Below are 18,354 nucleotides of genomic sequence, written 5' to 3' on the forward strand. Positions count from 1 at the left end.
TGCAGTCAATGATAACTGCGACTTGGAGGTGAATTGCCATACTTTTTTGTTGAAGTGTTCAATATTGTTCAAGCAGCGGCTGTCAGCGGTTCTGCGCGTCCTTGGCATCCGCCTCGGCGTTGCGTTGCTGGACGCGTCGGCGCTGTTCGTCCGTCAGTTCCACCTTGTTGGCGGTGTCACGCAGCATCATCAGGCCGCCAACGATGGAGCCGACCGCCACCACGATGATCAACCAGGCATACCAGGGCATAGGGTTCTCCTCGATGGGCCGCTGCGGCACGAACGGTTCGTGCGCGATGGCGGCCCTTGCCACTTTGAGTGAAGCGCTTTCTCAGTGGTTCAATTGTAAACCCGTCAGGCCCCGATGATGCTCACAGTCCGGTCAGCATCGCATCTGCCGGGGCAGCAGCGCGCAGTTGGCCGGTGAGCAGGAAGTAAAGGAAACCGGCGGCCATGAAAGCGACGAAGATCAGGCCGATCAGGGCATTGAACCAGGCCATGGCAATCAGGCAGATCACCGCCAGGACCAGCGCGATGGCGGGCACGAACGGATAGCCTGGCGCGCGGAAGGTGCGTTCCAGTGCCGGCTCGGTCCGACGCAGGCGGAACAGGCTGAGCATGCTCATGATGTACATGACGATGGCGCCGAACACCGCCATGGTGATCATCGCCGCAGTCAGGGTCAGGCCGCCCAGGTTGATCAGGCCGTCGCTGTAGATGGCGGCGATGCCGACCAGGCCGCCGGCGATAATGGCACGGTGCGGGGTCTGGAAGCGCGACAGTTTCGCCAGCGACGCCGGCAGGTAGCCGGCGCGGGCCAGGGCGAAGAACTGCCGCGAGTAGCCGAGAATGATTCCGTGGAAGCTCGCCACCAGGCCGAACAGGCCGATCCAGACCAGCATGTGCAGCCAGCCCGAGCTGTCGCCGACCACGGCTTTCATTGCCTGGGGCAACGGGTCGTTGATGTTCGACAGGGTGCGCCAGTCGCCGACGCCGCCGGCGAAGAACATCACGCCCATGGCCAGCAATACCAGGGTCAGGATGCCGCTGATGTAGGCCTTGGGAATGGTCCGTTTCGGATCCTTGGCTTCCTCGGCGGCCATGGCCGCGCCTTCGATCGCCAGGAAGAACCAGATGGCGAAGGGGATGGCGGCGAAGATCCCGGCAATCGCCGGGGCACCGAAGCTGTCCGCACCGGCCCAGCCGTTGAGGACGAAATGGCTGAAGCTGAAAGCCGGGGCGACCACACCCATGAACACCAGCAGTTCAGCCACCGCGAGGATGCAAACCACCAGCTCGAAGGTGGCGGCCAGCTGGACGCCGAGAATGTTCAGGCCCATGAACACGATATAGGCGCCGACGGCGGCATGCCGGGGATCGAGCGCCGGGAACTGCACGTTCAGGTAGGCACCGATGGCCAGGGCGATGGCCGGTGGCGCGAAGACGAACTCGATCAGGGTCGCGAGGCCGGCGATCAGCCCGCCTTTCTCGCCGAACGCCCGTCGGCTGTAGGCAAATGGCCCGCCGGCATGGGGAATGGCGGTGGTCAGCTCGGTGAAGCTGAAAATGAAGCAGGTGTACATCGCCGCGACCATCAGCGAGGTCACCAGGAAGCCGAGCGTGCCGGCCACGCCCCAGCCATAGCTCCAGCCGAAATATTCGCCGGAAATCACCAGGCCTACCGCGATGCCCCATAGATGCAACGTGCCCAGCGTGGGCTTGAGTCGAGTGTTCATGTGTTTCTCCCTGAACCGTTTGGATACTGCTCGGATCAGGCGTTTGCAGCGGGCGTGCCAGTGACGCAAGGTGTGTCGCAAAGCCGGAAAGGCTGTCGTATCGAGGATATTTCGCCGAGGTTGCCCCGGATTTCGACTTTAATTGGTGCAAGTGCGGGCGTTTATGGCGCGTGTTAGGCACATTTGCCGATCACCGGGTCCCGATCGTCCCCGCGTTCCGCTACAATGCGCGCCGATTTCGACTTGCCTGAGAGCCCTCCATGTCCGCCTGCCAGACTTCCATCATCGTCGCCCTGGATTACCCCACCCGTGACGCCGCCCTGAAACTGGCCGATCAGCTGGACCCGAAACTGTGCCGGGTCAAGGTCGGCAAGGAACTGTTCACCAGTTGCGCCTCGGAGATTGTCGGCACCCTGCGCGACAAGGGTTTCGAGGTGTTCCTGGACCTCAAGTTCCACGATATTCCCAACACCACCGCCATGGCGGTCAAGGCTGCGGCGGAGATGGGCGTGTGGATGGTCAACGTGCACTGCTCCGGCGGCCTGCGCATGATGGCGGCTTGCCGTGAGGTACTGGAGCAGCGCAGCGGGCCCAAGCCACTGCTGATCGGCGTGACCGTGCTGACCAGCATGGAGCGTGAAGACCTGGCCGGTATCGGCCTGGACGTCGAGCCACAGGTGCAGGTATTGCGCCTGGCAGCCCTGGCCGAGAAGGCCGGGCTGGATGGCCTGGTGTGCTCGGCGCTGGAAGCCAGCGCGCTGAAGAGCGCGCATCCCGGCCTGCAACTGGTGACGCCGGGGATTCGTCCGGCTGGCAGTGCGCTGGACGACCAGCGTCGCATCCTGACGCCGCGTGAGGCACTGGAGGCCGGTTCCGACTACCTGGTGATCGGCCGGCCGATCAGCAAGGCAGCCGATCCTGCGCAGGCGCTGGCTGCGGTGGTCGCCGAGCTGGCCTGATCAGCACAGCCCCCGCGTTTCTGGAGAAGCCGGCGCATCGCCGGCTTCTCCAGGCAAGGTGCTCTGCGCCTTGGCGGGCAGGCTCAGGACACCTTCAGCACCAGCTTGCCGAAGTTCTCCCCGCTGAACAGCTTCGCCAGCGTCTCGGGGAAGGTTTCCAGCCCCTCGACGATATCTTCCTTGCTCTTGAGCTGCCCCTTGGCCATCCAGCCGGCCATCTCCTGCCCGGCGGCGGCGAACTGCGCGGCGTAGTCCATCACCACGAACCCCTCCATACGCGCGCGATTGACCAGCAGCGCCAGGTAGTTGGCCGGGCCCTTCACCGCTTCCTTGTTGTTGTACTGGCTGATCGCACCGCAGATCACCACACGGGCCTTGAGGTTCAGACGGGTCAGCACGGCATCGAGGATGTCGCCGCCGACGTTGTCGAAATACACGTCGACGCCCTTGGGGCATTCGCGTTTCAGCCCGGCGCCGACATCCTCGCTCTTGTAGTCGATGGTGCCGTCGAAGCCCAGTTCGTCGACCAGGAAGCGGCACTTCTCGGCCCCTCCGGCAATCCCGACCACCCGGCAGCCCTTGAGCTTGGCAATCTGCCCGGCAATGCTGCCCACCGCCCCGGCGGCACCGGAGATCACCACGGTTTCACCGGCTTTCGGCGCACCGACATCCAGCAGCGCGAAGTAGGCGGTCATCCCGGTCATGCCCAGTGCCGACAGGTAGCGCGGCAGCGGTGCCAGTTTCGGATCGACCTTGTAGAAACCGCGTGGCTCGCCAAGGAAGTAGTCCTGCACCCCCAGGGCACCGTTGACGTAGTCGCCGACCGCGAAGCCCGGGTGATTCGAGGCGATCACCTGGCCGACGCCCAGTGCCCGCATCACTTCGCCCAGGCCCACCGGCGGGATGTAGGACTTGCCTTCGTTCATCCAGCCGCGCATGGCCGGGTCGAGGGACAGGTATTCGTTCCTGACCAGGATCTGGTTGGCGCCCGGCTCACCCACGGGGACTTCCTGGTAGGTAAAGGTCTCGCGGGTCGCGGCCCCGACCGGACGTTTGGCCAGCAGGAATTGGCGATTGTTCTGGGTGGTCATGGCAGGTACTCGATGAGGTCAATGAAGCCTTGTAGATAGACCCTGAGCGCCGCCAGGGCAAGTTTTGCCGGTCGGGCGAATAGGGGGCGATCCACTGCGTTGATAGTGATACGCGGGCGGTTATCACCACAACTTATCACTCCGGTGCATGAAGCGGTAACCGGCCTCCTGATAGTGCTGCCCGGTGATGCCGGCCTCTGGCTAGACTCAGCCCGAACGATCTCTCACGCACTCTGCGAGGACAAGAACCATGAGCATGACGTTTTCCGGCCAGGTGGCCCTGGTGACCGGCGCGGCCGCCGGAATCGGCCGGGCGACCGCCCAGGCTTTCGCAGCCGAAGGGTTGAAGGTGGTGGTGTCCGACCTCGACGTGGCGGGTGGCGAAGGCACCGTCGAGTCGATTCGGGCCGCGGGTGGCGAGGCGGTTTTCGTACGCTGTGACGTCACCCGGGAAGCCGAGGTGCAGAAGCTGATGGAGCAGGCGATCGCCGCCTACGGCCGGGTCGACTACGCCTTCAACAATGCCGGGATCGAGATCGAGAAGGGCAAGCTGGCCGATGGCACCCTGGACGAGTTCGACGCGATCATGGGCGTCAACGTCAAGGGCGTCTGGCTGTGCATGAAGTACCAGTTGCCGCTGATGCAGGCCCAGGGCGGTGGCGCCATCGTCAACACGGCGTCGGTGGCCGGCCTGGGAGCCGCACCGAAGATGAGCATCTATGCCGCGTCCAAGCATGCGGTGATCGGCCTGACCAAGTCGGCGGCGATCGAATATGCCAAACGGGGCATCCGGGTGAACGCCGTGTGCCCGGCGGTGATCGACACCGACATGTTCCGCCGGGCCTATGAGGCCGACCCGAAGAAAGCCGAGTTCGCCGCGGCCATGCATCCGGTGGGGCGGATCGGCAAGGTCGAGGAGATCGCCAGCGCGGTGCTTTACCTGTGCAGTGACGGTGCGGCATTCACCACCGGTCACTCCCTGGCGGTGGACGGCGGCGCCACGGCCATTTGACCGGTTGCATCATTCGTCGATGGCTGTAGTTCCAGAGTAAAAATAACCCGCACATGCGGGTTTTTTTATGTCCGTCGATGTTGCGCGTGCCGTCGGAGCATTCGCTCATTCATGCAGGGAGTATGCTGCAGGCCACGATTGGCGTGACTTGCAGCGAGGCCTGGAAAGGCTTTTTGTGCAAGCGGCGGTGGTGGCTTTGTATGGTTAACTGTTTAACGGGAAATAACCGTGCGTTGGAGCGTCACATACAATGGATCTGGAAATCGATCGGCAGGCCCTGGTGCCTGTCGTGCAGCAAATCGTCAACGCCATCGTCGAATGGATCCGCCGGAGCAGGGCCTGTCCGGGCACCCGCCTGCCATCGGTGCGACAGTTGGCCAAGGAAAACTCCCTCAGCCAGGCCAATGTCAGCGAGGCCTACGAGCGCCTGGTGACCCAGGGAGTACTGGCGTCACGCAACGGCTCGGTGTTCATCGTCGCGGAAATGCCTGGCGCGTCCCGGGCTTCCAGCGAGCCGGAGTGGTACGAGGGGCTGGAGGCCAAGTGGGGGACCTTCAACGAGCATCCTCTGGGCGAGTTGAAACTTGGCTGTGGCTGGATCCCCCAGGGCTGGCGCGAGAGCGACGACATCGGCTATGCCGTGCGCGAGGTCAGTCGTACGCAGATGCAGGGCCTGTTCCACTACAGCACGCCGCTGGGGCTGCCGGCCTTGCGCCAGCAACTGCACAAGCGGCTGACCCAGAAGGGCATCCATTCGGTGGACGGCGAGGTGCTGACCACCCTGGGAGTCACCCAGGGCCTCGACCTGCTGGTGCGCACGCTGCTCAAACCGGGTGACTGCGTCATGGTGGAAACGCCGGGCTATGGCAATCTCTACCGACTACTGACGCTGCAGGGCATCGAACTGCTGGAAGTGCCACGCACCCGTTCGGGGCCCGACATCGACGTGTTGCGGGCATTGCTGCGCACGCACCGGCCCAAGTGCCTGTTCATCAACAGCCTTTGCCACAACCCCACGGGCAGCAGCCTGACCCTGCCGGTCGCCACGCAACTGTTGCAACTGGCCCAGGAGGAGGACTTCCTGATCGTCGAGGATGGCGTCTGCAGCGACCTGCAGGGTGGGCCGGGGGTGCAACTGGCGGCGCTGGATGGCGAACAGCGGGTGATCTACCTCGGTGGTTTCTCCAAGACCCTGAGCAGTTCGTTGAAGGTCGGCTTCATCCGCGCCCATTCCGGGCTCATCCAGCGCCTGGCCGAAGTGAAGATGATCACCAGCCTGGGCGCTTCGCGGTTCACCGAGTGCGTCGTTGCCACGTTGCTGGCCAATGGCGCCTATCGCAAACTGGTCCAGCGTCTGCGCCAGCGCCTGGGCACGGAAATGGCCGCGACCCTGGACGTGCTCGAGGAAAGCGGCTGGGAAGTGTTCAGCGAACCCTCCGCCGGCATGTTCGTCTGGGCTCGCAGCCGACGCTACAACCCGGCGCAGGTCCAGGCCGGTGCCCGCCAGCTCGGGGTGTTGCTCGCCCAGGACTCGGCCTTCACACCGCGGGCGACTTCTGCCGGCTGGTTGCGGATCAACGTGGCGTATGCGATGGATTGCCGGGCGCGGAAATTCTTCCGGTTGCTGGGTGATACCGGATCGACCTCGACGATTCTGAAAACGACGCAGATGTAGCTTTTGGCCATTATTCCGGCGCCAAAGGCTTGTGTTTCACTGGCCGTGGTTGCGAATCTGCACGAATCTTGAATGGCTTGCGCCTTCAGCATTCGACCGGAGATTACGCCCCATGATTTCTGCCGTGCAAGGACATTTCGCCAACCTCGGTATGGCGAAGAAGATGGGTATCGGTTTTACCCTCGTGTTGCTGCTGACCGGGGTAGTGGCGGCAATCGGCGTCTGGTCCTTGCAGGCCGTCAGCCTGCGCTTCGACGGGCTCAAGCAGATGTCGGCGCTCAACAGCAGCCTGCTCAGGGTGCGTCTGCTCGAACAGGATTATGCCCTGCACTCCAACCCCAAGACGGTGGATGCCCTGCATGAGGGCGTCGATGCGCTGGCCACCCAGGCACAGGCGCTCAAGGCGCAGTCGCCGGCCAACGTCGCGGTGATGAATGATGTCGAGCAGGCCCTGGCGGCCTATCGCAAGGCCTTCGACGAGTTCGTCGGGCTGACCCAGGCCAAGGACCTGGCGCTGGAAATGGCCAGTTGGTCGGTGTCCAGCGTGGCCAACAACCTGGATGTGCTGCAGGCCGGCTTGGCCGATGACGGCAGTTACACCCTCAAGCAGTCCCAGGGCCAGGACGGCAATGAATTCCTCGAGCAGGCCGCGCAGGTCAGTCACGTCTCGCAACTGATGCTGCAGGCGATGAACGAGGCGCGGGTGCGCCTCGACCAGAGCCGCAAGGGCGATGAGGACAACCAGAACCAGGGCAGGATCGAGCAGGCCGAGCAGGCACTGGCTGGCGTCGAGCAACTCAAGGGCACGGTCAAGGACGCCGGCTACCAGACGGTGCTCAACGAGGTCGGGGGGCATATCGCCAGCTTCAATGACAAGCTCACCGAATACACCGACCTGCTGGCGCAGGAAAAGAAGGTCTACCAGCAACTGCATGAGCGCGCGGCCCAGGTGGTCGAGCGGGTCAACCAGGCCTATGCTGCCGAAGACCAGTCGATGCAGGCCGAGCTGAAGAAGAACTCGCTGTTGATCATCGCTTCCTCGGCGCTGGCGCTGCTGGTCGGTCTGGTGGCGGCGCTGGTGATCACCCGCCTGATCGTCGCGCCGTTGCGCAGTGTGATCCGTGTGGCGCAGCAGATCGCCGCCGGTGATCTGAGCGCGACGATCGAGGTGCGGCGCCGTGACGAGATCGGTCAGTTGATGCAGGCGATGCAACAGATGGCTGCCGGACTGAGCAGCATCGTCAGTGGCCTGCAGGCCGGGATCGAACAGTTGGCGAATTCGGCTCATTCCCTGTCGGCAGTCACCGAGCAGACCAACCTGGAAGTCAGTACCCAGAAGGAAGAAACCGAACAGGTGGCGACGGCGATGAACCAGATGACCGCCACCGTCCACGATGTCGCGCGCAATGCCGAAGAGGCGGCACATGCCGCGCAGACCGCCGACGACAAGGTCGACAGTGGCCAGCAGGTGGTGCGCCAGAGCATGCAGCGCATCGAGCAGTTGGCGGACTCGGCCAACTCGACCAGCGCAAGCATCGAAAGCCTCAGTGCGGAAATCCAGAACATCGGCACCGTGCTCGCTGTGATCAAGAGCGTCGCCGAGCAGACCAACCTGCTGGCGCTCAATGCCGCCATCGAAGCGGCCCGTGCCGGTGAGCAGGGCCGCGGGTTTGCCGTGGTGGCGGATGAGGTGCGGGCCCTGGCGCGGCGTACCCAGCAATCCACCGAGGAAATCGAGCGGCTGGTCAGCGCCTTGCGGGCGGCCGCGCAGTCCTCGGTGGAGCAGATCCGCAGCAGTGGCGACCTGGTGAAGCTGGCGGTCAGCGATGCCTTGCAGACCGAGAGCGCGCTGGGCAGCATCGCCTCGGCGGTGTCGTTGATCCAGCAGATGAACCAGCAGATCGCCGCGGCGGCCGAACAGCAGAGTTCGGTGGCCGAAGAGATCAACCGCAGCGTGACCAGCATTCGCGCCAGTGCCGATCAGTCGGCGGTGGCGATGCAGGGCAATGCGGCGTCCAGCATCGAGCTGGCGCAGTTGGGGATGGAACTGAAGGGTATGGTCGGGCACTTCCGCACTTAGTAGGACTTGTCTGCAATTTTTGTAGGAGCGTGGCTTGCCCGCGAAGCTTTTAGCGGCCTCAAGGACCCTTTCGCGGGCAAGCCCTGCTCCTACAGGTGCGGTGTCGAAGGCGGACCGGCGTGCCCTTGCTGTCAGGCCTTGCGCCAGTTGAGGATCAGCAGCGTCAGCACGCCGGCGACGATACCCCAGAACGCCGAGCCCACCGAGAACAGGGTGAAACCCGAGGCGGTGACCATGAAGGTGATCAGCGCGGCTTCACGCTCCTTGGGCTCGTTCATGGCGATGCTCAGGCCGTTGATGATCGAGCCGAACAGCGCCAGGGCGGCGATCGACAGTACCAGTTCCTTGGGCAGCGCGGCGAACAGCGCCGCCAGCGTGGCGCCGAAGATGCCGGCGATGCCGTAGAAGATCCCGCACCAGACGGCCGCGGTGTAGCGCTTGCTCTTGTCCTCATGGGCGTGCGGGCCGGTGCAGATCGCCGCACTGATGGCCGCCAGGTTGATGCCGTGGGAGCCGAACGGTGCCAGCAGCAGCGAGGCGATGCCGGTCACGCTGATCAGCGGCGAGGCCGGGACGTTGTAGCCGTCGGCCCGCAGCACGGCGATGCCGGGCATGTTCTGCGAAGTCATGGCCACCACGAACAGCGGGATGCCGATGCTGATGGTCGCCGCCAGGGAGAACGACGGCGTGGTCCAGACCGGCGTCGCCACCTCCAGCTGGAAACCGCTGAAGTCCAGCAGGCCCAGCAGCCCGGACAGGGCGGTGCCGACCAGCAGGGCGGCGAGCACCGCGTAGCGCGGCGACAGGCGCTTGGCCAGCAGATAGGTGAAGAACATGCCCAGCACCAGACCGGTGCGGTGCTGGGCGGCGACGAAGATCTCGCTGCCGATCTTGAACAGGATGCCGGCCAGCAGCGCCGCGGCCAGCGAGGCGGGCAGGCGCCTGACCAGGCGCTCGAAGCTGCCGGTGAGGCCGCAGATAGTGACCAGCACGGCGCAGGTGATATAGGCGCCGATCGCTTCGCCGTAGGTGACGCCGGACAGGCTGGTGATCAGCAGGGCCGCCCCGGGTGTCGACCAGGCAACGGTGACCGGCGTGCGGTAGCGCAGGGACAAGCCGATGCTGCAGAGCGCCATGCCGATCGACAGGGCCCAGATCCACGAGGAGATCTGCCCGGCACTCAGGCCGGCGGCCTGGCCGGCCTGGAACATCAGCACCAGCGAGCTGGTGTAGCCGGTCATCATCGCGATGAAGCCGGCGACCACCGCGGAAGGCGAAGTGTCGGCCAGCGGGCGCAATCGCGCGTGAGTGAGGTCGGTCATGGGGGCTTTCCTTGTACGGATAAAACGGGGCGTTGATGGCACTTGCAGCCTAAACGCAAAGGTAACTGTTTATTGCAGTACAGCCGTGACCGCAAACAGCCGTACAGTCGTGTTGGTGCTCCAGGTTGTGTACAATATGCCATGATTTTACGCGATACTTGTCAGCGATCCATTGTGGCTAATGACAGTCCATTGCCCCGTTTTCGACTCGAGCACCCATGAACGAACAGTTGCAGCCCCTCAAGAAACAACCGCGAGCAGGCAAGGCCGGCCGCAGCGTGACCCAGGACGATATCGTCTACGCGCATATCTTCGAGGCGATCCTCGAACAGCGCCTGGCGCCCGGCACCAAACTGAGCGAAGAGGCGCTGGGGGAGATTTTCGGGGTCAGTCGGACCATCATTCGTCGCGCCCTCTCGCGCCTGGCCCATGAAGGGGTGGTGCTGCTGCGGCCCAACCGCGGCGCGGTGGTGGCCAGCCCGAGCGTCGAGGAAGCCCGCCAGGTGTTCTTCGCCCGGCGCATGGTGGAAAAGGCGATCACCGAACTGGCGGTGCAGCATGCGACGGCCGAGCAGTTGGCCGAGCTGCGGCAGATGGTCCGCGACGAGCGCGAGAGCTTTTCCCGGGGGGATCGCGGGGCGGGGATCCGCTTGTCCGGCGAGTTCCACCTGAAGCTGGCGGAAGCGGCGATGAATGCCCCGCTGATCAGCTTCCAGCGCAGCCTGGTGTCGCAGACTTCGCTGATCATTGCCCAATACGAAAGCGGCAATCGCTCGCACTGTTCCTATGACGAGCACAGCCAACTGATCGATGCCATCGAGGCGCGGGATGCGGCGCAGGCGGTGGAGCTGATGATGCACCACATGGACCATATCGACAGCAAGCTCAATCTCGACGACGACAGTGCATCGGATGATCTGCATGCGGTGTTTTCGCACCTGCTGCAGACCAAGCGGCCGTCGGCAAGGCCCTAGGCTGTGTACGAAATTGTTTGAAACGCAGGTTAGGCAAGGCAAAAACCGGCGAGGAAGCGCAGTTGACTGGTTGTCAATGAGCATTCCGAGCCGGTTTTTAACGCCGCATAACCAAGTTTCAAGCGATTTCGTACATAGCCTAGGTCTTAACTGAGGTTCCTGTACAAGGGGCAGGCACATATTCTGCGTGTACCGGAGCAACCTGTGGGAGCCGGATCTCCCACAGCATGGTGTGGCCCACAGGGCCGGGCGTGATATCAGCGCTGGTGCACCAGCCTCCCCGCCGCATAGGTCTGCAGCACCGTGCGGTCATCCCCCAGCGTCATCAGCACGAACAGCTTCTCGGCAATGTCGCGGGCCTGCCGCAGGCGATAGCTCAGCAGCGGCGTGGCGTGGTAGTCGAGCACCAGGAAGTCGGCATCGCTGCCCGGCCGCAGGTCGCCGATCCGTTCTTCCAGGCGCAGTGCCCGCGCACCGCCGAGGGTCGCCAGGTACAGCGACTTGAACGGACTCAACCGCGCGCCCTGCAACTGCATCACCTTGTAGGCCTCGTTCAGCGTGTGCAGGATCGAGAAGCTGGTACCGGCGCCGACATCGGTACCGATCCCGACGTTGAGCCTGTGCTTCTCGGCCATCGGCAGGTTGAACAGGCCGCTGCCGAGGAAGAAGTTCGACGTCGGGCAGAACGCCACTGCCGAGCCGGTCTCGGCCAGCCGCGCGCACTCGTCGTCGCACAGGTGCACGCCGTGGGCGAACACTGAGCGCTCGCCCAGCAGTCGGTAATGGTCATACACGTCCAGGTAGCCCTTGCGCTCCGGGAACAGTTCCCTGACCCACTCGATCTCCTGCAGGTTCTCGCTGATGTGGGTCTGCATGTACAGGTCCGGGTACTCGCCGAGCAACTGGCCGGCGAGGGTCAGTTGTTCCGGCGTCGAGGTCGGTGCGAAGCGCGGGGTCACCGCGTAGTGCAGGCGGCCCTTGCCGTGCCAGCGCTCGATCAGCGCCCTGCTTTGCGTGTAGCTCGATTCGGCGCTGTCGGTCAGGTAGTCCGGCGCATTGCGGTCCATCATCACCTTGCCGGCGATCATCCGCAGGTCGAGCTTTTGCGCGGCCTCGAAGAAGGCCTCGACCGATTGCGGATGCACGCTGGCGAACACCAGTGCGGTGGTGGTGCCGTTGCGCAGCAGTTCCTTGATGAAGATATCCGCCACCTCGGCGGCATGGGCCGGGTCGGCGAACTGGCTTTCGCAGGGGAAAGTGTAGGTGTTCAGCCAATCGAGCAGTTGCTCGCCATAGGCACCGACCATGCCGGTCTGGGGCAGGTGGATGTGGGTGTCGATGAAGCCGGGAGTGATCAGCGCATCGCGGTAGTGGCTGACCTCGACATCGGCCGCCAGGCTCGGCAGCAACTCGCTGGCGTGGCCGATGGCGCTGATCCTGCCGTCTTCGACCACCAGCAGGCCATCCTCGAAATACTCGTAGGAGGCCTCGATACCGGCCTCGGCCGGGTCGGCGAGGCTGTGCAGAAGGGCGGCGCGATAGGCTTTGCGGTTTGCAGGCATGGGCTTTCTCAATTCGTGGCTTGGCTGCGGCGCGAGGCCGGCAGCAATTTGGCGATGGGGCCGGCGCTCGCGGTGTGCAGGCCGAAATTCGCGTTGTAGGTGGCGATGATCTCGCCGGCGATGGAGATGGCGATTTCCACCGGCAGCTTGCCCTTGACCTCGGCCAGCCCCATCGGGCAACGCATGCGTTGCAGCGCCGTGGTGTCGAAGCCGCGTTCACGCAGGCGGTGTTCGAACTTCACCCGCTTGGTCTTCGAACCGATCAGGCCGAAGTAGGCGAAGTCGTTGCGCTTGAGCAGGGCGGCGCTGAGTTCGAGGTCGAGCGGGTGGTTGTGGGTCATGATCACGCAGTAGCAGCCGGCGGGCAGATGGTCGATCTCCTCCAGCGGCTCGTCGCTGACGATCTTGCGCACACCCTGGGGAATCAGCGCGGGGAATTCCTGCTCGCGCGAGTCGATCCAGCGCACCCGGCAGGGCAGGCTGGCGAGCAAGGGTACCAGGGCACGGCCGACATGGCCTGCGCCGAACACGGCGATTTGTGCCTGGACCTGGCCCAGCGGTTCGAACAGCAGCACGGTGGCGCCGCCGCAGCACTGGCCGAGGCTGGCGCCCAGGCTGAAGCGCTCCAGGCGGGTGCCCTGCTGGCCGCTGGCGAGCAGGTCGCGGGCGATCTGCGTGGCCTTGTATTCCAGGTGCCCGCCGCCGATGGTGTCGAAGGTGCCGGTGGCGCTGACGACCATCTTCGAACCGGCGTTGCGCGGGGTCGAGCCCTGTTCTTCGATGATGGTCACCAGCACGCAGGGGTGGCCCTGGTTCTGCAGGTCGGCGAGGGCACTGAGCCAATCGTTCATGGAGACACCTCCGGGTTGTCTGTTCGGCCGCTTTCGCGGGCAGGCCCGCTCCCACCCGCGAGCACGCTGCCTGTGGGCGCAGGCTTGCCCGCGAAGTTTTTCATTGAGAAATCAATTCCACTTCGGTGGCCGGTTTCTCCGTCCTGGCCTGGCGCATCTGTTCGCAGCCCCACAGCACCCGCTCGGGTGTCGCCGGCGCGTCGATCTTCGGCTGCAGCCGGTAGTCGGCGATGCTCGCCACCGCGTCCTTGAGTGCGCACCATACGGCAATCCCGAGCATGAACGGCGGCTCGCCGACGGCCTTGGAGTGGAACACCGTGTCTTCCGGGTTCTTGCGGTTCTCCACCAGCTTCACCCGCAGATCGCCTGGCATGTCGGCCACCGCCGGGATCTTGTAGCTGGCCGGGCCGTTGGTCATCAGCTTGCCCTTGGCGTTCCATACCAGTTCCTCCATGGTCAGCCAGCCCATGCCCTGGACGAAGCCGCCCTCGACCTGGCCGATGTCGATGGCCGGGTTCAGCGAAGCGCCGACGTCATGCAGGATGTCGGTGCGCAGCATCTTGTACTCGCCGGTCAGGGTGTCGACGATCACCTCGGCGCAGGCCGCGCCGTAGGCGTAGTAGTAGAACGGTCGGCCACGGGCCTGGCTGCGGTCGTAGTAGATCTTCGGCGTCTTGTAGAAACCGGTGCTGGACAGCGACACCTGGGCGAAATAGGCCTGCTGGATCAGCGCTTCAAAGGTGAGGATCTGGTCGCGAACCCGCACGTGGCCGTTGCGGAATTCGACATCCTCCTCGCTGACCCTGTACTGCCGCGCGGCAAATTCCACCAGCCGCTGCTTGATGGTCTCGGCGGCATTCTGCGCTGCCTTGCCGTTCAGGTCGGCACCGCTGGAGGCCGCGGTGGGCGAGGTGTTCGGCACCTTGTCGGTGTTGGTGGCGGTGATCTGCACCCGGTCGATTTCCACCTGAAACACCTCGGCCACCACCTGGGCGACCTTGGTGTTCAGACCCTGGCCCATCTCGGTGCCGCCGTGGTTCAGGTGGATGCTGCCGTCGGTATAGACGTGCACCAGCGCACCGGCCTGGTTGAGGAAGCTGGCGGTGAAGGAGATGCCGAACTTCACCGGGGTCAGCGCCAGGCCCTTTTTCAGGATCGGGCTGTGGGCGTTGTAGCGGCGGATGGTTTCCCGGCGCTCGGCGTACTGGCTGCTGGCTTCCAGCTCGGCGGTCATTTCCTCGAGCATATTGTGCTCGACGGTCTGGTAGTAGTGGGTGACGTTGCGTTCGGTCTTGCCGTAGTAATTGACCTTGCGCACCGCCAGCGGGTCGAGGCCGAGGTGGCGGGCGATGTTGTCCATCACCTCCTCGATGGCGACCATCCCCTGCGGGCCGCCAAAGCCGCGGTAGGCGGTGTTCGAGGCGGTGTGGGTCTTGCAGCGGTGGCCGTTGACGGTCGCATCGCCGAGGTAGTAGGCATTGTCGGCGTGGAACATGGCGCGGTCGACGATCGACGCCGAGAGGTCCGGCGAACAGCCGCAGTTGCCGGCCAGTTCGAGATTGATTCCGTGCAGCCGGCCGCGGCTGTCGAAGCCGACGTCGTACTCGATGTAGAAGGGGTGGCGCTTGCCGGTCATCAGCATGTCCTCGACCCGCGGCAGGCGCATCTTGGTCGGTTGCCCGGTCAGGTGCGCGACCACCGCGCACAGGCACGCCGGGCTGGCCGCCTGGGTCTCCTTGCCGCCGAAGCCGCCGCCCATGCGGCGCATGTCGACCATCACCCTGTTCATCGGTACGTCGAGCACTTCGGCCACCAGCTTCTGCACTTCGGTGGGGTTCTGCGTCGAGCAGTAGACGATCATCCCGCCGTCCTCGGTGGGCATCACCGAGGAAATCTGGGTTTCCAGGTAGAAGTGTTCCTGTCCGCCGATATGCAGGCTGCCCTGGATCCGGTGTTCGGCGCTGGCCAGGGCGCTGGCCGAGTCACCGCGCTTGTGGGTGTGGCTTTCAAGGACGAAATGGCGCTTGCGCAGGGCCTCGACCACGTCCAGCACCGGCTCCAGGTCCTCGTACTCGACGATGGCGGCCATGGCCGCCTGGCGCGCGGTTTCCATGTCCCGCGCGGCGACGGCGAGCACCGGCTGGCCGACGAACTCGACCTTGTCGATCGCCAGCAGCGGGTCGCCGGGCAGCAGCGGGCCGATGTCCTTGAGGCCGGGGATGTCCTCATGGGTGATGGCGATGCGTACGCCGTCGAAGGCGTAGCAGGGCGTGGTGTCGACCCGCAGGATGCGCGCGTGGGCACGGTCGGAGAGCCGCGCATACACATGCAACTGGTTGGGGAATTCCAGGCGGTCGTCGATATACACCGCCTCGCCGGTCACATGCTTGGCGGCGCTCTCGTGCTTGACGCTGCGGCCGACGCCGCTGTTCAGGTCCCGGGCGAACAGTTCGGCGAGTTCGGCCTGGGTTTTTTCCGCGACAGGATGGTTAGACATAAGCGGTCACCCGGGTCTCGATATGCGGCGTTTGCAGTTCGATGAAGTACTTGCGCAGCAGGTTCTGCGCACTGAGCAGGCGGTATTCCTTGCTGGCGCGGAAGTCCGACAGCGGCGTGAAGTCCTCGGCCAGTGCCGTGCAGGCGCGTTCGACGCTGGCCTGGTTCCAGGGTTTACCGACCAGTGCGGCTTCGCAGGCCCGAGCCCGTTTCGGGATCGCCGCCATGCCGCCGAAGGCGATCCGCGCCTCGGCGACCACACCGTTGTCGAGGCGCAGGTTGAACGCGGCGCACACCGCGGAAATATCGTCGTCGAGCCGCTTGGACACCTTGTAGGCGCGCAACTGCCAGGCGGCGCTGGCCCTTGGCACGACGATCTGCTCGATGAATTCGCTGTCCTGGCGGGCGGTCACCCGGTAGTCGATGAAGTAGTCCTCCAGCGCCAGGCTGCGGCGGGTGTTGCCCTTGCGCAGCACCAGTTGCGCGTTCAGGGCGATCAGCAGGGGCGGGGAGTCGCCGATCGGCGAGGCGTTGCCGATGTTGCCGCCGAGGGTGCCCTGGTTGCGGATCTGCAGTGAGGCGAAGCGTTGCAGCAGTTCGCCGAAATCCGGGTACTCGGCCTTGAGCGTGGCGTAGCAATCGGACAGCGGGACAGCCGCGCCGATTTCCAGGCGGTCGTCGAAACGATCGATACGCTTGAGTTCGGCGACCTGGCTGACGTGGATCATCACCGGCAGCGGCCGATGGAGCTGGGTGACCTCCAGGGCCAGGTCGGTGCCACCGGCCAGCAGCCGGGCCTGTGGATAGGATTCATACAGCTCGGCCAGGTCGGCGACCGTCAGGGGCACCAGGCAGCGCTTGTCGCCGCTGTTCAGCTCGCCGGTGTCGTGGGGGGCGATGGCCTTCAGGCGGGCGATGGTCTGTGCCTCCCGGGCATCGAACTGGTCCACCGGCTTGTTGCAACAGGCCTGTTCGGCGGCGGCGAGGATCGGCCGGTAGCCGGTGCAGCGGCAGAGGTTGCCGGCCAGGGCCTCATGGGTCTTGTGGGTGTCCGGTGCTTCGCTGTTCTTCTGCAGGGCGAACAGCGACATGACGAAGCCCGGCGTGCAGAAGCCGCACTGCGAGCCGTGGCAGTCGACCATGGCCTGTTGCACGCTGTGCAATTGGCCCTGGTGCTTGAGGTCCTCGACACTGATCAGTTGCTTGCCGTGCAGCGCGGCGACGAAGGTCAGGCACGAGTTGAGGCTGCGATAACGGATGCGTTCGGTGCCTGTCTCGTCGGTGTGCAGCTCGCCGACCACCACGGTGCAGGCACCGCAGTCGCCACTGGCGCAACCTTCCTTGGTGCCGGGGCGGCCCAGATGTTCACGCAGGTAGTTGAGTACCGTCAGATTCGGGTCCAGGCTCTGCTCGCGGCGGAGCTCCTGGTTGAGTAGAAACTGGATCACGGATGGCCTCGCAGACTCGTTATTGTTATTGACCGATGAGCAGAATCTAGTGATATCTGACTTTTCGGTCAATAAATTTCTGACCTAAAGGTCAGGATTTTGTGCGGCAGATATGAAACGTTCGATTCGAATGGGTTTCCGGGTTGTGGGTGGTTCGGCGGTTATGGGCCGGGCTTGAGAGCCCGTTCACGGCGCAGCAGCGTTCCGACCGGTCGGGACGCTGCTGCGCCGATTCCTACGGGGAAGTCTAGATGCGTATTGCGTGCCAGGTCGGCCTTCATGCCAACCGGTCGGCTGCGATCAACAGGTAATGGAAGCTGCCTTCTTCATAGGCTTCGATGAAGGCGTCCTCCACGCCGGTGGCCAGCGCGGAGGCCCGGCGCAGTTTCCAGTAGGGCAGGGTGCGTGTCGTCAGGTCAGTCATCTCGATCACCTGCAAGCCATATGCCTTCAATTCGTGCAGGTATTCGTCCCGGGAGTGCACGTTGCAGCCATAACGCGCATTGATCAGGCTCACCGCCGCCGGCGGCATGCCGAAGCGGTCGTTCCAGGCGCCGGTGATCGTCACGTAGCGCCCACCCGGGCGGAGGATGCGCCGGTACTCCGTGAACAGGGGCGCCAACTCGACATACATGGTCGACTCGTTGTTCCAGACCGCTCGGAAGCGGGCCGTCCCGAAGCCGGTGTCGAGCATGTTGCGCAGGTGGAACTGTACCCGGTCCGCCACGCCACGATCGGTGGCGCAGCGGTTGGCGAAATCCACCTGCTTCTGCGAAATGGAGATGCCATCGACCCGGCAACCGAAGCGCTGGTGGGCCATCAGGCTGGTACCGCCCCGGCCCGAGCCCGAGTCGAGCAGGTGGTCCCCGGGCTGGATGTCACCCAGGTGGTCGAGGAGCAAATCGGCTTGCGCGGTCTCCAGTCGGTGCAGTTCGGCGATGACGCGTTGTGGATAGTCCTCGGCGGTATCGGCACCGATGGCCGTCGTGTCGACGTCGCCGATCCCGTAGTGGTGATGGTAGAGCCCGTCGATGTCGCCCAGCAGGAGGTTGACGGGGTTCTGTTCCCGGTTCCAGTAGTCGGCGATCGACTGCTGGTAGGGCGTCTTGATGGCGCGGTCTCTGGTCATCTGTCTATTCCTTGCGGTT

The 18,354-nt window shown here is 64.4% G+C and carries 14 protein-coding genes and 1 pseudogene; 6 read left to right on the forward strand and 9 right to left on the reverse strand.

Going from position 1 to position 18,354, the window contains the following annotated elements:
- Positions 1-82: 82 nt before the first annotated feature.
- Positions 83-250: a DUF2897 family protein gene (locus tag ACMGT0_RS10225; protein WP_081005883.1), complete on the reverse strand. Its 168-nt coding sequence runs from the start codon at positions 248-250 to the stop codon at positions 83-85.
- A 121-nt stretch (positions 251-371) separates the two neighbouring features.
- Positions 372-1,736: an ethanolamine permease gene (gene eat / locus ACMGT0_RS10230; protein ID WP_054056877.1), complete on the reverse strand. Its 1,365-nt coding sequence runs from the start codon at positions 1,734-1,736 to the stop codon at positions 372-374.
- Between the two features lie 260 nt (positions 1,737-1,996).
- Between eat and pyrF the strand changes: the two genes are divergently transcribed.
- On the forward strand, positions 1,997-2,695 hold the full coding sequence (gene pyrF / locus ACMGT0_RS10235; RefSeq protein WP_416772438.1) for an orotidine-5'-phosphate decarboxylase: 699 nt from the start codon (positions 1,997-1,999) through the stop codon (positions 2,693-2,695).
- 83 nt (positions 2,696-2,778) lie between these two features.
- On the opposite strand, the gene ACMGT0_RS10240 is transcribed toward pyrF, so the two are convergent.
- The gene (locus tag ACMGT0_RS10240; protein WP_054056875.1) at positions 2,779-3,786 is read right to left on the reverse strand and encodes an NADP-dependent oxidoreductase; all 1,008 of its coding nucleotides are present in this window, start codon (positions 3,784-3,786) and stop codon (positions 2,779-2,781) included.
- Positions 3,787-4,036: 250 nt separating this feature from the next.
- Here ACMGT0_RS10240 and ACMGT0_RS10245 point away from each other — a divergent pair, with 250 nt between their 5' ends.
- From ACMGT0_RS10245 to ACMGT0_RS10260, 4 genes and pseudogenes are all read left to right on the forward strand, one after another.
- Positions 4,037-4,798: an SDR family oxidoreductase gene (locus ACMGT0_RS10245; protein WP_054063909.1), complete on the forward strand. Its 762-nt coding sequence runs from the start codon at positions 4,037-4,039 to the stop codon at positions 4,796-4,798.
- Positions 4,799-5,048: 250 nt separating this feature from the next.
- A complete protein-coding gene (locus ACMGT0_RS10250) occupies positions 5,049-6,473 on the forward strand; it encodes a PLP-dependent aminotransferase family protein (protein ID WP_054056873.1) in 1,425 nt (474 codons plus the stop codon).
- 268 nt (positions 6,474-6,741) lie between these two features.
- Positions 6,742-7,644: pseudogene (locus ACMGT0_RS10255) on the forward strand (HAMP domain-containing protein); the annotation flags it as partial.
- A 204-nt stretch (positions 7,645-7,848) separates the two neighbouring features.
- Positions 7,849-8,553: a methyl-accepting chemotaxis protein gene (locus tag ACMGT0_RS10260; RefSeq protein ID WP_416773452.1), complete on the forward strand. Its 705-nt coding sequence runs from the start codon at positions 7,849-7,851 to the stop codon at positions 8,551-8,553.
- A gap of 131 nt (positions 8,554-8,684) precedes the next feature.
- On the opposite strand, the gene ACMGT0_RS10265 is transcribed toward ACMGT0_RS10260, so the two are convergent.
- Positions 8,685-9,875: a benzoate/H(+) symporter BenE family transporter gene (locus ACMGT0_RS10265; protein WP_054056871.1), complete on the reverse strand. Its 1,191-nt coding sequence runs from the start codon at positions 9,873-9,875 to the stop codon at positions 8,685-8,687.
- Positions 9,876-10,093: 218 nt separating this feature from the next.
- Here ACMGT0_RS10265 and ACMGT0_RS10270 point away from each other — a divergent pair, with 218 nt between their 5' ends.
- The gene (locus ACMGT0_RS10270; protein WP_054056870.1) at positions 10,094-10,849 is read left to right on the forward strand and encodes a GntR family transcriptional regulator; all 756 of its coding nucleotides are present in this window, start codon (positions 10,094-10,096) and stop codon (positions 10,847-10,849) included.
- 257 nt (positions 10,850-11,106) lie between these two features.
- On the opposite strand, the gene guaD is transcribed toward ACMGT0_RS10270, so the two are convergent.
- From guaD to ACMGT0_RS10295, 5 genes are all read right to left on the reverse strand, one after another.
- Entirely contained in the window at positions 11,107-12,411 is a 1,305-nt protein-coding gene (gene guaD, locus ACMGT0_RS10275; RefSeq protein WP_416772441.1) for a guanine deaminase, read from the reverse strand.
- 8 nt (positions 12,412-12,419) lie between these two features.
- Positions 12,420-13,262, reverse strand: coding sequence for a xanthine dehydrogenase accessory protein XdhC (gene xdhC / locus ACMGT0_RS10280; protein WP_054056868.1), 843 nt, complete (start codon positions 13,260-13,262; stop codon positions 12,420-12,422).
- A 100-nt stretch (positions 13,263-13,362) separates the two neighbouring features.
- Positions 13,363-15,759, reverse strand: a complete 2,397-nt coding sequence (gene xdhB / locus ACMGT0_RS10285; RefSeq protein ID WP_416772443.1) for a xanthine dehydrogenase molybdopterin binding subunit — start codon at positions 15,757-15,759, stop codon at positions 13,363-13,365.
- Positions 15,752-17,206, reverse strand: a complete 1,455-nt coding sequence (gene xdhA, locus ACMGT0_RS10290; protein ID WP_054056867.1) for a xanthine dehydrogenase small subunit — start codon at positions 17,204-17,206, stop codon at positions 15,752-15,754. The genes xdhB and xdhA overlap by 8 nt, the downstream gene beginning before the upstream one ends.
- 277 nt (positions 17,207-17,483) lie before the next feature.
- Entirely contained in the window at positions 17,484-18,335 is an 852-nt protein-coding gene (locus ACMGT0_RS10295; protein ID WP_054056866.1) for a geranyl diphosphate 2-C-methyltransferase, read from the reverse strand.
- Between the last annotated feature and the right edge of the window lie 19 nt (positions 18,336-18,354).

Origin of the sequence: Pseudomonas sp. RHF3.3-3 (assembly GCF_048069595.1) — a bacterium.
GTDB classification, from domain to species: Bacteria; Pseudomonadota; Gammaproteobacteria; order Pseudomonadales; family Pseudomonadaceae; genus Aquipseudomonas; species Aquipseudomonas fuscovaginae_B.